12 protein-coding genes are annotated in these 13,691 nt (G+C 59.2%); 7 read left to right on the top strand and 5 right to left on the bottom strand.

Annotation, left to right across the window (positions count from 1 at the left end):
* Positions 1-6 precede the first annotated feature (6 nt).
* The 3 genes from treZ to EEB11_RS08165 all read left to right on the top strand — a co-directional run bounded on the left by treZ (position 7) and on the right by EEB11_RS08165 (position 2,713).
* Positions 7-1,827 (top strand): malto-oligosyltrehalose trehalohydrolase, encoded by a 1,821-nt coding sequence (treZ, locus tag EEB11_RS08175; protein ID WP_354002088.1) that lies wholly within the window; start codon positions 7-9, stop codon positions 1,825-1,827.
* 86 nt (positions 1,828-1,913) lie between these two features.
* Complete coding sequence (locus EEB11_RS08170; protein WP_167852697.1) at positions 1,914-2,276, top strand: DUF1622 domain-containing protein; 363 nt, start codon at positions 1,914-1,916, stop codon at positions 2,274-2,276.
* A 113-nt stretch (positions 2,277-2,389) separates the two neighbouring features.
* The gene (locus tag EEB11_RS08165; RefSeq protein ID WP_135430091.1) at positions 2,390-2,713 is read left to right on the top strand and encodes a DUF2934 domain-containing protein; all 324 of its coding nucleotides are present in this window, start codon (positions 2,390-2,392) and stop codon (positions 2,711-2,713) included.
* 75 nt (positions 2,714-2,788) lie between these two features.
* Here EEB11_RS08165 and EEB11_RS08160 read toward each other — a convergent pair whose 3' ends face one another.
* Positions 2,789-3,286: a YciE/YciF ferroxidase family protein gene (locus EEB11_RS08160; protein ID WP_135430089.1), complete on the bottom strand. Its 498-nt coding sequence runs from the start codon at positions 3,284-3,286 to the stop codon at positions 2,789-2,791.
* Positions 3,287-3,639: 353 nt separating this feature from the next.
* Here EEB11_RS08160 and EEB11_RS08155 point away from each other — a divergent pair, with 353 nt between their 5' ends.
* Positions 3,640-3,936 carry a PRC-barrel domain-containing protein gene (locus tag EEB11_RS08155; protein WP_135430087.1) on the top strand — a complete coding sequence of 99 codons (297 nt, stop codon included), beginning with the start codon at positions 3,640-3,642 and terminating at the stop codon, positions 3,934-3,936.
* 482 nt (positions 3,937-4,418) lie between these two features.
* Positions 4,419-5,423 (top strand): sensor histidine kinase, encoded by a 1,005-nt coding sequence (locus tag EEB11_RS08150; RefSeq protein WP_135430085.1) that lies wholly within the window; start codon positions 4,419-4,421, stop codon positions 5,421-5,423.
* Positions 5,424-5,438: 15 nt separating this feature from the next.
* Here EEB11_RS08150 and EEB11_RS08145 read toward each other — a convergent pair whose 3' ends face one another.
* Entirely contained in the window at positions 5,439-6,143 is a 705-nt protein-coding gene (locus tag EEB11_RS08145; RefSeq protein ID WP_135430083.1) for a response regulator transcription factor, read from the bottom strand.
* A gap of 528 nt (positions 6,144-6,671) precedes the next feature.
* Here EEB11_RS08145 and EEB11_RS08140 point away from each other — a divergent pair.
* Positions 6,672-7,256: a TRAP transporter small permease subunit gene (locus EEB11_RS08140; protein WP_135430183.1), complete on the top strand. Its 585-nt coding sequence runs from the start codon at positions 6,672-6,674 to the stop codon at positions 7,254-7,256.
* Positions 7,253-9,106, top strand: a complete 1,854-nt coding sequence (locus tag EEB11_RS08135) for a TRAP transporter large permease (protein WP_135430081.1) — start codon at positions 7,253-7,255, stop codon at positions 9,104-9,106. The genes EEB11_RS08140 and EEB11_RS08135 overlap by 4 nt, the downstream gene beginning before the upstream one ends.
* A 101-nt stretch (positions 9,107-9,207) precedes the next feature.
* Here EEB11_RS08135 and EEB11_RS08130 read toward each other — a convergent pair whose 3' ends face one another.
* The 3 genes from EEB11_RS08130 to EEB11_RS08120 form a co-directional block, all read right to left on the bottom strand.
* The gene (locus EEB11_RS08130) at positions 9,208-10,314 is read right to left on the bottom strand and encodes a TRAP transporter substrate-binding protein (protein WP_135430079.1); all 1,107 of its coding nucleotides are present in this window, start codon (positions 10,312-10,314) and stop codon (positions 9,208-9,210) included.
* Positions 10,315-10,612: 298 nt separating this feature from the next.
* Positions 10,613-12,832: an NADP-dependent isocitrate dehydrogenase gene (locus EEB11_RS08125; protein WP_135430077.1), complete on the bottom strand. Its 2,220-nt coding sequence runs from the start codon at positions 12,830-12,832 to the stop codon at positions 10,613-10,615.
* Between the two features lie 101 nt (positions 12,833-12,933).
* Positions 12,934-13,662 carry a FadR/GntR family transcriptional regulator gene (locus EEB11_RS08120; RefSeq protein WP_135430075.1) on the bottom strand — a complete coding sequence of 243 codons (729 nt, stop codon included), beginning with the start codon at positions 13,660-13,662 and terminating at the stop codon, positions 12,934-12,936.
* Positions 13,663-13,691: the final 29 nt, after the last annotated feature.

The following is a 13,691-nucleotide window of genomic DNA, read 5'->3' as shown; positions in this document are numbered from 1 at the left end:
CCCCTGATGCATCATCACGCCACGCTTTCCCATAAGATGCGCTTTGGTGCAGAAGTCCGGCAGACGGGCAGCCGCTTTGCCCTTTGGGGCCCAAAGTGCCGGTCCGTCGGACTGAAGCTGCAACGGCGAAAGGTTATTCCGATGCAACGCGACGATGCGGGCTGGCACCGGGTCGATGTGCCCGGCGTCGGGGCGGGGGCGCGATACAAAAATGTGATCGGGTGTGGCAAGCAGATTGCAGATCCGGCGTCCCGGTTCCAGCCCGCCGGGGTTGAAGGCTTCAGCGAGGTGATCGCTCCCGAACTCTTTCGCGGGCGGGCACCCCGATGGTCTGGCAGGCCGTGGGAAGAGACCATTCTTTACCAACTGCACATCGGTACCTTTACCCCGGACGGCACCTGGGCTGCGGCCATGGACAGGCTGGACTATCTTGCCCGGCTTGGGTTTACCGCCATTGAGCTGATGCCGGCAGCCCAAAGCCATGGTGCATTCAACTGGGGCTATGACGGTGCCTTGTGGTTCGCGCCGTACGCGCCTTATGGCCGCCCTGAAGACATGAAGGCCTTCATAGACTGCTCTCAAGCCCTTGGGCTGATGGTCATTCTTGATGTGGTCTACAATCACTTCGGCGCAGTCGGAAATGCGCTTCCGGAGCTGTGCCCGACCTTCAACCACGCCTCCGGCAATGCCTGGGGCAAGGCGATCAACCTGGATGGCAAAGGGTTGGCGGATGTGCGCGCTTTCATCATTGAAAATGCGCTCTACTGGCTGACAGAGTTCAATCTGGACGGCCTGCGGCTGGACGCGGTGCACGTTCTGGTCGATGACAGCAACACCCATCTGCTGGAAATTCTCGCAGCGCGGGTGCGGGCGGCGTTTCCTTTCCGCCACGTCCATCTGATCCTTGAAAAAAAGCAGAACGAAGAGGGCTGGTTGCGCCGGGACACACGGCTGAACCCCGTGCACTACACGGCGCAGTGGAACGACGATCCGCACCATGTGCTGCATGCGGCAGTGACCGGTGAAGTGACCGGCTATTATGCCGATTACCAGACCGGCACCTCTGCTTCCGAAGACATGGGTCGCGCGCTGGCCGAGAGGTTCGTGTTTCAGGGTCAGCGCATGGCGGACGGGTCGCCTCGGGGTGAAGAAAGTGCGGGGCTGCCGCCCACGGCCTTTGTCATCAACATGCAGAACCATGACCAGATCGGCGATCGTGTGCATGGTGACCGCATCCACCGCTTCGCTCCGCCCGATGCAGTGACGGCCTTCGCCGCGACCTACCTACTTTGCCCGCAGATCCGGATGCTGTTCATGGGCGAAGAGTTTGCTGCCCCGACGCCGTTTCCGTTTTTCGCAGATATGCCAAAAACCATGCACGCAGACATGCGAAAGGGGCGCGTGGCGCAATTGCGCGACACGCCGGAAGAGGACGATCCGGAAAAGCCCGATGCAGATGAAACGGATGATCCCACCGACCGCAAGACCTTTGACCTGGCCAAACTGGATTGGTCAGAGTCAGAGGCGGGTCGCGGGTTTGAGACTTTGAACACCTATCGCGCCCTGCTGGACCTGCGGCGGCGCGAGATTGTGCCCCGGTTGGCCGGCATCTCTGGCTTTGACGCCTGCTACGCGCGGTTGGGGCAGGATGCTGTGCTGGTGATCTGGCGCATGGGAGATGGCGCGACGCTGCGGCTTTATCTGAACCTGTCGCAGACCTCTCAGACCGGTGTGCCGCCTATCGAAGGCTGCCAGCTTTGGCTGAGCGGTTATGTGGGGGAAGGCCGTCTTGGCCCCTGGACGGTCCTCTGGACGATCGAGGTTTGAACCGGCGGCGGATGCCCTGAGCCTCTTTCGGCTCACTGCGACGTGACACGTCAGTTCCGCGTTTGCCTGATAGAAAGGAGATGGCCATGCTGGCTTTGAGCGACAATCTTTCGGGCATAGCAGCCGCCCTTGAATGGGTGGTCATCGCGATCGAGCTGTTTGCGATAGCGATCTTCATTCTGGGCGTTCTGCGGTTTTCGGTATGGTTTATTTCCGGCGCAGCCTTGCGACGCGACGCCCATGAACGCAGCCATCAGCTCAATCGCGGGCGGTTGGCCCTGGGCCGGCATATACTGGCCGGACTTGATGTGCTGATTGTGGCCGATTTGATCCGCACTGTCCTTCACTTTAGTTTGGACACGGTCGCCCTTTTGGGAGGGCTGGTGCTGATCCGCGCAGTCATCTCACTGATCCTGGAGCACGAGATACGGGCGCTGGAGAAGGAGTGAGGGTCCTTTGGAAGGGGCTGACCCGTGCACAGGGCCCTCCGGCCTGGGGAACAGTATGCGGGCCGCAATGGTTAACTTACCAGTTACCCCGAACCATAAGGAGCGAACGTCAGATGACAGCGATTGAAGAAGACCGCATCCGTCAACGAGCCTATGAGATCTGGGAGGCACTTGGATGTCCGGAGGGGCGGCACGAAGACACCTGGCAGCAGGCGGAGATCGAAATTGCAGCGATGGACGCCTATGGTCTGAAAGCCGTAGAAGTCCGCACTATGCAGCACGCCGCCGCCGGTACCGATTTTGTGGCTGCGGATCCTTCTTCCGCTGAGGGCGCAGACCCTGCTCCTCCCACGCTTCAACAACTTAAAAGCTGCGTCAGCGATGGGCAGAGCCCGCCAGGCCGGTTTCCGGCCGCCCTTAGGACATCGACCAAATGAATGACGGCCCCCGGAAAGGGAGCCGTCCGCCGGTCAAGGACCACGGCAGGGAACGCCCGTGGTCCCCGCCTGGGGTCAAGCAGCCGCCACGGCCGCTTTGTTGACCGACCCTTCGGCCAGCTTGGTCAGTGCGGAATCGGTGGCCTCTTCCTCCGTCAGGGTTTTCTGGAACAGATTGACGGCGTCTGTATGACCCAACAACTCTGCCCAGTTCCGAAGCGTGCCGTAGCGTGCCATCTCATAATGCTCGACAGCCTGCGCCGCAGCGACCAGACCGGCGTCCAGCGCCTCGGACCCTTTGAAGGAGTCGAGAATTTCTTCGCCTTCTTCCAGAATTCCGTCGATGGCGGGACAGGTTTTGCCACGAGCCGGTTTGCCCAGCATTTCGAACACTTCCTGCAGGCGTTCGATCTGGCCTTGGGTTTCCTCATGGTGCTTTTCGAAGGCCGCCTTCAACTCGGCCGATTGCGCCCCGCGGGCCATCTTTGGCAGCGCCTTGAGGATTTTTCGCTCTGCGTAATAGATATCTTTCAGAGTATCGAGAAACAGATCGTCCAGGGTTTTGGTTTTCATGACATCGCTCCGGTCATTTGATTTCGGTGATAGGTTTACAACCCGGTCTTTGGGTGAGTGTTCCGCTTCGGCTCGAATTTATTGGCCCCCGGTGCCATTTTTCGTGCGCCCGATGATCATATATTGATCGGCACCGCGGGGCCGGTGTTTCGCGAACCCCGGTATTGACCGCGCTTCGGAACGCACGGGCCATTTCCGTGTTGATGAGGCAGAGATGCCCCCGGCAAGGCAATCGATTGGCAGGAAGACCGCAGTGGTTTTTCGTTTTCCTGGCGTAGCCAACACACTGGCGGTCTGGCTTTTGCCACCGTTTGCCGAGAGCTTCTTCACCCAGCGGCTAAAGGAGATCACGCATGGATCATAGCAAACACACACCTTTGAACAGCACGGAATATACCAACGCCATCCTGAACGACGCCCCCATCTATGGCGCGGACGATGAAAAGATCGGGACGATTTCGCATGTGCATGGGGTTGGCACGGCAACGGACGTTGTTGTCGATGTCGGCGGCTTTCTTGGCATTGGTGCGAAATCCGTTCAACTGAGCCTCGATCAGATCAAGTTGATGCGCGATGAAGCAGGAGTTGTGCATGGGGTAACGACGTGGACCAAGGAGCAGATCAAGGACCTGCCCGAGCACCACGACTGAAATCAGCGGCACCTCGGGCGCTGTCCGGGGTGCTACGGCCAGTGCGCTGCGAAAACGGGTCTGATCAGACCAGTAGCAGGGGGCAAATTTCATACCAGAACCCGGATAGCAGTGATTGCTCGCTGCTTCGGCAATTGGTCGATTGCCAAGGCCCGTAGTTCCCAGTCCATTCACGGGTCGCCCGCGTCTGGTCGTGAGTGGTGCCGCAGGGTTCCTTTGTCAGGGCTCCACGCTATGGAACAACAAGTCTGCAATGCTCATTTCGTGCCCGCCCCGTGCACAGGCTATGGTTGCCGCAACTGCCGCCATCGGCGCAGGCGATCAGGCGCCACCAGACCCTGACCGGCGCAGCCAGACGCTTGACTTTGGCATATTGCAACCGGATATTTTGCATTAACTTTCTGATATCAGCCTTATCCGAAGCCTGTTTTTTGCCTTTGATGCAGCCTTTTCCTTATGGCACGAGTTGCGGAGAATTTTAATTGGATGACCAACCCTGCGGTCAAAAGACCGATATCTGGGACGAACGCCATCTGCGCATCGCGACAGAGGCAACAGGCGTGGCCCTGTGGTCGTGGAACGTCGATACGGACCGTATCACGATGGACAGCCGAGCCTTCGAGCTGTGGGGCTTGCCTCAAAGATCCAAGGTCACATTCGAAGACCTGTCAGCGTGCATTCATCCGGCAGACATCGACAAGGTCCGGACAGAGTTTTCTGCCACCATAGATTTGCGCGGTGCGTATGAGATCGACTTCCGGATCCTGCATGGCGACGAAGAACGCTGGGTTTCCGCCCGGGGCCGCGGAGAAGACCAAGGCATCGTCCGCCGGATCATGTATGGCGTTTTTCTGGATGTGACATTCCGGAAAAGCCTTGAAGACCAGCGAGAACTTGTCACAAGGGAAATGCATCACCGGATCAAGAACCTGTTCAGCCTGTCGTCGGCACTCGCCTCAATAGCGGCCCGAAATACCGAAACAAAGGAAGAAATGCTTGAGGATCTTGCCCAGCGGTTTCAGGGCCTGTCAGCAGCGCACAATCTGATTTTTGCGAGATCCTATGATCAGAAAAAGGCGATCAGTCTGAATGAGCTCCTCAATGCTCTTTTGCAGGCCTATTCGCTTGATCCGACGGCAGCAAAAAACATTTCCATTTCGGCACCTGAAATCTTGGTTGGCGAGCATTCCATCACGCCTCTTGCAATGATCATCCACGAGCTGGCCACAAATTCCACAAAATATGGCGCGCTTGCAAATGATCTTGGCCGGATTGTCCTGACTGGTGAGGACGAAGCCGATGTGGTCAGACTGGTTTGGAACGAAGCGGGCGGTCCTGCATCAGACCCTATGGCACTGAAAAGCGGCTTTGGAAGCAAAATGACAGAGCGGGTCATCCAGCAATTCAACGGCTCGATCCATCGGGACTGGACGGAGGATGGTGTGAACATCACTTTGAGTTTGAACAAGGCTTTGCTGGTCGGCTGACCGGAGGCTGCGGCATCAGTTGGTCTGATGTGCCAAAAGGTACAGCTCCATCAGTGCGGGAAGAGATTTCACCCCACATTTGTGCATCAGACGCGCGCGGTGACCTTCGACGGTGCGCTGGCTGATGCTCAGGCCGGCGGCGATGTTCTTGTTTGGCATACCTTCAAGCATCATGGTCAAGACCTCGGTCTCGCGTGTCGTAAAGGCCCTGAACCGCGCTTTTGCCTTGTCGCGCAACTGGGCTTGGGTGCGCACCTCCTTGGCACCTTTGATTGCGTCGGCAATACTGGCAATCAGTGCCGTGCGTTCCGCTGGCTTTTCGATGAAATCCGCTGCACCCGCCTTCAGCGCGGCAACTGCGGTGGCGGCGTCTCCCAGACCGGTAAGCATGATTGCCGGAACCACTGACCCTTCCGCGCGCAGTTTTTCGAGCAATGTCAAACCGTCCAACCCGGGAAGCAGGACGTCAAGGATAAGACAGACATCGCCGGAAGGTCGTGGGGCGGCGAGGAAGGCTTCTGCCGAGAAAAAGTCGCGCACGACCCAGCCTTGGGATTCGAACAAGTCGCGCCCTGCCTCACGCAATGCAGGATCGTCTTCAATCAGATAAATTATGATGCCGGTCGCGAGGTTCGGTTTAGCCATCATGCGCCCTCTGCCCGAATGCGCCGCATGTGACCCTATTCGATCTGGATCGCGTAATTCAGCGATGCGCCCCATGTCCCGGACTCCCCAGCAAAAACCTCTTACTTAACTCACGGGAGTGTGATTGGTTCCATTCCGACGGCGCAATGGCGTATGATTGAGCGCTTTGGTCAGGTGCGAAATACACATCTGACAGAATCGGAACGAACGCGATTTTCCGGCTGTTGCGGCTTCAGAGTGCGTTTCCTACCAACCTTCTTAGCGACTTCGACCACCTGAGCGAGAGTGACACCCGTGTTTCCAGTGTTGCACTGGGTCTGTTTTGCCCGGACGGCGTCTCGCGCCCCTTTAACGCGTGTTATGCTCACTGAGTGGGCAGGTGGCCAACCGGAATTGTCTACATTATGCGACAACTTCGCCGCATCCGGGATTGCCGTCCCAGAAGCGCCGCGTGCGCAGTGGAGTGAACACATGCTGCGTTGACGGCGGTGCCGGTTTTTGCGATTGACCCCCGCACCTGTACGGCCAATTGTACCGGACACAAAGTGCGGACCCGGACCCGAGGCACATCGGGCGGGGAACAGGGTCATGGGAGGCTATCGAATGGCGTTTCTTTTGGCGATCTCGCGCGGGATCGACCGTTTCAACGAAATCATCGGTCGTGGCGTGGCATGGCTGATCCTGCTGTCCGCGCTGGTGAGTGCCGGAAATGCGGTGATCCGCAAAGTGCTGAACACCTCATCGAATGCCTGGCTTGAACTCCAGTGGTATCTGTTCGGCGCCGCCTTCCTGCTAGCGGCGGCCTATACGTTGAAGCAAAACGAGCACATCCGCATCGACATTCTGTACGGCACCTTCAGCCGAAAGACGCAGCACCTGATCGACCTGTTCGGGCATGTGTTCTTTCTGATGCCATTTGTGTTGCTGATGACATGGTACTTCTGGCCTTATTTCACCCAGAGCTTTCTGAATCAGGAGGTGTCGACCAATGCCGGCGGTCTGATCATCTGGCCGGCAAAATTCCTGCTGCTTGCGGGATTCGTGCTGTTGTCGATTCAGGGTGTGTCCGAGATCATCAAGAAGATCGCCATCCTGCGCGGCTTGATGGAAGATCCGCACCCGTTCGTGTCGGCCCAGACGCTGGCCGAAGAGGAAGCCCTCGCGCTGATTCAGGACATCAAGAAATGATCGAATTCATCGCGCATTATATGGCCCCGATCATGTTCCTGTCGCTGATCGGCTTTCTGCTGATCGGGTATCCGGTGGCCTTTGCCCTTGCGGCAAACGGGCTGTTGTTCTTTTTCATCGGTGTTGAGCTCGCCCCCTATTCCAATGGCCTGATCACGCTGAATTGGCCGCTGCTGAACACGCTGCCGTCGCGGTTCTGGGGCGTGCTGTCGAATGAGACGCTGCTGGCTATCCCGTTCTTTACCTTCATGGGCATCATCCTCGAACGCTCTGGCATGGCCGAAGACCTGCTTGATACAATCGGCCAGGTGTTCGGGTCTATCCGCGGAGGTCTGGCCTTTGCGGTGGTATTCGTGGGGGCGCTACTGGCGGCCACAACCGGCGTTGTGGCGGCCAGCGTCATCGCCATGGGCTTGATCAGCCTGCCGATCATGCTGCGCTATGGCTATGACCGGAAACTGGCCACCGGGGTGATCGCGGCGTCGGGCACGCTGGCGCAGATCATTCCGCCTTCGCTGGTTCTGATCATCATGGCTGACCAACTGGGCCGGTCGGTCGGCGACATGTACCGCGCGTCTTTGGTGCCGGCGCTGCTGCTGACTGCGATGTATATCGCCTATATCGTCGTGCTCACGGTGCTGCGCCCGAACGCCGCGCCAGCCCTGCCGCCCGAGGCGCGCACGCTGGGCAACGGCTTTCGCTCGCTTTTTGTTGCTGTCGCTGCCGTTATGGCGATCAGTTACGGCGCACATATCTGGCTGTACGAAAGCCAGGGTGGCAATGCCAATATTCTGGGCGTCGCAGTGGGCGTGATCGTGGTTTATTTCTACACGCTGGCCGACAAGGCGCTGGGTATGAACACCATGTCGCGGCTGGCGCAACAGGTGATCATCGTGATGATTCCGCCGCTTGCCCTGATCTTTCTGGTGTTGGGCACGATCTTTCTGGGCATTGCGACCCCGACAGAGGGCGGTGCGATGGGAGCTGTCGGCGCTATGATCCTCGCGGCGGTCAAGGGACGCCTGAACTTTGGTGTGGTCAGCCAGGCGCTGGCCTCGACCACGCGCCTGTCGGCCTTTGTCTTGTTCATCCTTTTGGGCAGCCGGGTGTTTTCGCTCACGTTTTTCGGGATCAACGGGCATGTCTGGGTCGAAGAACTGCTGACGTCGCTGCCTGGCGGCGAATACGGCTTCCTGTTCATCGTCAACCTGATTGTGTTCTTCCTCGGGTTCTTCATCGACTTCTTCGAGATCGTGTTCATTGTCGTGCCGCTCATCATACCGGCGGCAGAAAGTCTGGGGATCGACCTGATCTTTCTGGGTGTGATCCTGGGGATGAACATGCAGACCAGCTTCCTGACACCGCCCTTCGGCTTTGCGCTGTTCTACCTGCGGTCCGTCGCCCCGCGAGGGTCTTACATCGACAAACCGACAGGGCGGCGGATAGACGGGATCAAGACCACCGACATCTATCGCGGCGCGGTGAATTTCATCGCCATCCAAGTTGTGATGATCCTGATGGTCGTCTTCTTTCCGCAGATTGTGATGCACTACAAGGGGCCGGTGATCGACAGTTCTGACGTGCAGATCATCCTGCCGCAAGGCGGGGGGCTTGGCGGTGCACTCGGCGGTGGGCTGGGCGGAGGATTGGGCGGCGGGCTTGGCGGTGGCGGGCTCGGGGGAGGTGGATTGGGCGGTGGCCTCGGCGCGCCGGGCGGTGGTCTGGCTCCCGGAGGTGTGGCACCCGCGCCGGTTTCCCCGGCAGTTCCGGCCCCGGTCCAGCCCACACCTGCACCTGCGCCCGTGGTGCCTGCGCCTGCCGCTCCCGTGGCACCGGCACCCACGAACTGATTTTGAATTTGTATCCCCGCCGCATCGGGGATGCGAATACAACAAAGGCCCCGGGTTTCCCCGGGGCCTTTCCATTGCGGGCGTCGTCTGGCGCGTTGGCGTCAGATTTTGCCGTTGTTCTTCTGGATCATCATGAACGTGTCGTAGTTGTATTCCGCGATCTGCGTCCACTGATAGAAGTCACCGCGGAAGGTCTTGATCGAATCCCACAGCGTTGCAAAGCCCGGGTTTCCGGCCGAAGTTTCGGCATAGACCTCTTCGGCGGCGTTGAAACACGCCTCCAGAACCTCGGGGGTGAAGGGACGCAGCTGCGCGCCCTGCGCCACGAGGGTCTTGACCGCCGTCGGGTTCTTGTGGTCGTAGGACGACATCATGTCCATATTCACGGCCTGGCAGGCCGTGCGCAGCAGCGACTGATAGCCGGCGGGCAGCGCCTCATAGGCGGTCTTGTTGAACATGAAGTGAACCGTCGGCCCACCTTCCCACCAGCCGGGATAGTAGTAATAGGGCGCGACCTTCACAAAGCCGAGCTTTTCGTCGTCGTAAGGCCCGACCCATTCCGCCGCATCAATGACGCCGCGTTCCAGGGACGGATAGATGTCGCCACCGGCGATCTGCTGCGGCACCACGCCCAGTTTCGACATGACCTGACCAGCAAAGCCGCCGATCCGCATCTTGAGGCCGACCATGTCGGCAACGGTGTTGATCTCGCGCCGGAACCAGCCGCCCATCTGCACCCCGGTATTGCCGCCCGGGAAGGCGACCAGACCGTGCTGTTCAAGGAAGGTGTTGTAGAGGTCGATACCGCCCCCGTAATAGTGCCACGCATTCATGCCACGCGCCGACAGCGAGAACGGCACGGCGGCTGCAACCGCATAGGACGGGTCCTTGCCGAAATAATAGTATCCGACCGTGTGGCACGCCTCGACGTTGCCGGCGCCGACTTCGTTCGCGGCCTCAAGGCCGGGAACCAGTTCGCCTGCCGGGAAAACCTGCATGGTGAAGTTGCCGTCAGTTGCCTCGCTCAGGTACTTCGACAGCGTGTCGGACGCGCCATAGATCGTGTCGAGCGACTTCGGGAACGACGATGTAAGCCGCCAGTTGACCTTCGGCGTGGTCTGGGCGACCAGTGGTGCGGCAAGCGTGCTCGATGCCGCAATCGCTGACCCGCCGATCGCCGCTTTGCGGATGAAAGAACGTCTGTCCATGAATAGGTTACCTCCCCTTCGTGAAGTGCCGAGGTTTTGCCCGGCCACTGTTTGGTGCGCAAAGCCTAGTGAGGTTTGCGCGACAAGCAACCAAAATTGCGCGCATATGTGCCCGCTTTCGGGTGAAAGCAAGATGTGATCCAGATGCAGCTTTGGGCATGGCCCACAGCACCTTTTCTGCGCCTGCGTTGCGTGCTCCGTTGCGCAGCCTGCTTGCACCGATGGCGGCGCTGTTCCTGCGCAAAAGGCAAAAAATCGGCAGGGCCCGCTGTCCAGGCCCTGCCGCAACGCGCCAGTTTCAGCCGATGATTTCTGCGAACGTGGCCGAAGGCCGCATCACGGCAGCAACCTTCGCATCATCGGTGTGATAGTATCCGCCCAGATCTGCCAGCGTTCCCTGTGCGGCACCAAGTTCCGAGACAATCACCGCTTCTTTGTCCGTCAGCGCCTGAGCGATCGGTGCGAAGTGGGCAGCAAGCTCTGCGTCCACAGTCTGTTCTGCCAAGGCGCGGGCCCAATACAGTGCAAAGTAGAAATGGCTGTCGCGATTGTCTTTCTGGCCCACATTGTATTGTGGCGAGTGGTTGTGGTCGAGAACGCCTTGGGTCGCGACATCAACCGCATTGCCCAACACGCGCGCCTTCTCATTGCCCTTGGCATCTGCCAGAAATTTCAGGCTTTCCCCCAGCGCGCAGAATTCCCCCAGACTGTCCCAGCGCAGGTGGTTTTCCTCGACCAGCTGCTGTACATGCTTGGGAGCAGACCCGCCGGCACCGGTTTCGAACATCCCGCCACCGTTCATCAGCTTTACGATCGACAGCATCTTGGCGCTGGTGCCCAGCTCCAGAATCGGGAACAGGTCGGTCAGATAGTCGCGCAGCACGTTGCCGCTGACGGCAATCGAGGTTTCGCCTTTGCGGATGGTTTCCAGTGACAGCCGCGTTGCTTCGCGCGGGGCAAGGATCTGGAACTTATCCGCTACGCCCGCCGCGGCCAGCATGGGTTTGACATAGGCAATCAGCTGGGCGTCATGTGCGCGTGTCTCATCCAGCCAGAAGATCGCCTGACAGTTTTCTGCCTTCTGGCGCGAAATGGCCAGATTGACCCAATCTTCAATCGCAGCCTTGCGGGTGGATGCTGCGCGCCAGATATCACCGGCCTGTACGTTATGCTGGTGGACCAGATCGCCGTTTTCCAGCACCATCCGGACCGTGCCATCGGCTGGGATCAGGAAGGTCGTCGGGTGCGAGCCGTATTCTTCGGCTTTCTGTGCCATAAGGCCGACGTTCTGCACCGTGCCTGCCGTTGACGGATCAAGCGCGCCGGTTTCTTTGAAATACCGGATCGTTTCGTCATAGACCGCCGCATAGCTGCTGTCGGGGATCACACAATTGGTATCGGCCGCCTTGCCGTCTGGCCCATAGCCCTTGCCTCCTGCCCGGATCAGAGCCGGGATGGATGCGTCGATGATCACATCTGACGGCACATGCAGATTGCTGATGCCCCGGTCAGAGTTGACCATGTACATCGGTGCCCGGTCCGCGATCACTGCATGGATCTGCTCTGCAATCGCCTTGCCCGCCGGCATCTCTGCCACCCGCTCCAGCATCGCACCAAGGCCGGAATTGGCGTCGACCCCGGCAGCCGCTAGGGCCGGGCCATGCGCGTCGAACACAGGCTTCAGGAACTGGCGCACCGCGTGGCCAAAGATGATCGGGTCAGAGACCTTCATCATGGTGGCCTTCAGGTGGATGGAAAACAGAACCCCATTCCGCTTTGACGCATCAATCTGTTCGGCCAGAAACGTATCCAGCGCCGAAGCTGACATGAATGTTGCATCAACCACGGTGCCAGCGGGGTAGGACAGTTTGTCTTTCAACACGGTCACAGTGCCATCCGCCGAAACATGCTCGATGCGGGCGAGTCCGGCCTGCGCGTCTGTTAATGTGACAGAGGTTTCGTTTGAACGGAAATCGTCCGAGGTCATGGTGCTGACGCAGGTCTTGCTGTCTGCCGACCATTTGCCCATCGAATGCGGGTTGGCTTTCGCGTAGTTCTTGACCGCAATTGCCGCGCGTCGGTCAGAATTGCCTTCGCGCAGGACCGGGTTCACGGCAGAGCCCTTGATCGCGTCAAACCGGGCACGAACCGTTTTATCCTCGGCAGTCTGCGGATCTTCCGGATATTCGGGAATGTCATAGCCTTGCGACTGCAACTCTTTCACCGCAGCGATCAGTTGCGGCACAGAGGCCGAAATGTTGGGCAGTTTGATGACGTTGGCGTCCGGCGTCTTCACCAGTTCCCCCAGCTCTGCCAGATCATCGGGCTGCTTTTGCGCCAATGTCAGCCGGTCAGAAAACGCGGCGATGATCCGGCCGGCAAGCGAGATGTCCTTGACGCCCACCGAAACGCCTGCCGCAGAGGCGAAAGCCCGGATGATCGGCAAAAGCGAGGCCGAAGCAATTTGCGGTGCTTCGTCAACCTTAGTGTAGATAATGTCGGGGGTGGAATTTGCCATGTCGTGACCCTGTCCTGTTGTGGTGCGGATGTTCTGACTTCGGGTTAGCAGCATGCGACGGGCGCGTCACGCATGTCCGTGTCGAAAACCGAACGCAGGGCTTACCCAAGCAGCCGGTTTTCAACGGTGCGCAGATGCGACCGCATCGCATTCTGGGCATTGTCCGGATTGCGGCTGGCGATTTCGTTCACAATCCGAAGATGCTCGGCAAAGCTGGAGTGATCGGGCGGTGGGCGGATGCCACTGCGCACCATCCGGCCCCACGACACCATGCGCCGCAGCGTGTTCAGCTGATCAAACAGAGCCAGCAAGGTGACAGACCCGCTGCTTTCCGCGATCAGACGATGAAAATCATTGTCCAACGCTTCATACTCACGCCAGGTTGCGGCCTTTGCCGCCCTGTCGACATTCAGGCGCATTTTGGCAATCGTTGCGGCAGAGGCATGCAGGGCCGCTTCGCGCGTGATGGCAGGTTCGAACGCGGCGCGTGCGCGCAGCACATCTGCAGGGCTGACCTGCTGTGCCAGTTGCCCAAAGGCATCCGGCGGCCCCGATGGATGATCAACCTCGGTCAGAAAGGTGCCTTTTCCGACATGGCGCCAGAGCCGGTTTTCCCCCTCAAGCACCTGCAGGGCGCGGCGCAGTTCGGCGCGGTTCAGACCCAGATCCGTGCAAAGTTGCCGTTCCGGCGGCAAACGCTCCCCCGGCTTGAAGGCACGGTCAGCAATATAGGCGCGCAACTGGGCCAATGCGGCGGTGCCGGAAACGCCACTTTCGCTGCCCAAGGGGCGCACAGGGGCTTCGGATTGCGATGGAATGTCATTCGGCATGCCCATTCAATATCCGAATTGGTTTGGCG

This window comes from Pseudotabrizicola sediminis, from assembly GCF_004745575.1.
In the GTDB taxonomy this organism is placed as follows: domain Bacteria; phylum Pseudomonadota; class Alphaproteobacteria; order Rhodobacterales; family Rhodobacteraceae; genus Pseudotabrizicola; species Pseudotabrizicola sediminis.
This window is presented reverse-complemented; position numbering and strand designations above follow the sequence as displayed.

Excerpts from the sequence above, each read along its gene's own strand:
- EEB11_RS08165 (WP_135430091.1), top strand. The coding sequence starts at position 2,390 with ATGACAGCGATTGAAGAAGACCGCATCCGTCAACGAGCCTATGAGATC.
- EEB11_RS08140 (WP_135430183.1), top strand. The coding sequence starts at position 6,672 with ATGGCGTTTCTTTTGGCGATCTCGCGCGGGATCGACCGTTTCAACGAA.
- EEB11_RS08135 (WP_135430081.1), top strand. The coding sequence starts at position 7,253 with ATGATCGAATTCATCGCGCATTATATGGCCCCGATCATGTTCCTGTCG.
- treZ (WP_354002088.1), top strand. The coding sequence starts at position 7 with ATGCATCATCACGCCACGCTTTCCCATAAGATGCGCTTTGGTGCAGAA.
- EEB11_RS08160 (WP_135430089.1), bottom strand. The coding sequence starts at position 3,286 with ATGAAAACCAAAACCCTGGACGATCTGTTTCTCGATACTCTGAAAGAT.
- EEB11_RS08125 (WP_135430077.1), bottom strand. The coding sequence starts at position 12,832 with ATGGCAAATTCCACCCCCGACATTATCTACACTAAGGTTGACGAAGCA.
- EEB11_RS08170 (WP_167852697.1), top strand. The coding sequence starts at position 1,914 with ATGCTGGCTTTGAGCGACAATCTTTCGGGCATAGCAGCCGCCCTTGAA.
- EEB11_RS08145 (WP_135430083.1), bottom strand. The coding sequence starts at position 6,143 with ATGGGGCGCATCGCTGAATTACGCGATCCAGATCGAATAGGGTCACAT.
- EEB11_RS08130 (WP_135430079.1), bottom strand. The coding sequence starts at position 10,314 with ATGGACAGACGTTCTTTCATCCGCAAAGCGGCGATCGGCGGGTCAGCG.
- EEB11_RS08120 (WP_135430075.1), bottom strand. The coding sequence starts at position 13,662 with ATGCCGAATGACATTCCATCGCAATCCGAAGCCCCTGTGCGCCCCTTG.
- EEB11_RS08155 (WP_135430087.1), top strand. The coding sequence starts at position 3,640 with ATGGATCATAGCAAACACACACCTTTGAACAGCACGGAATATACCAAC.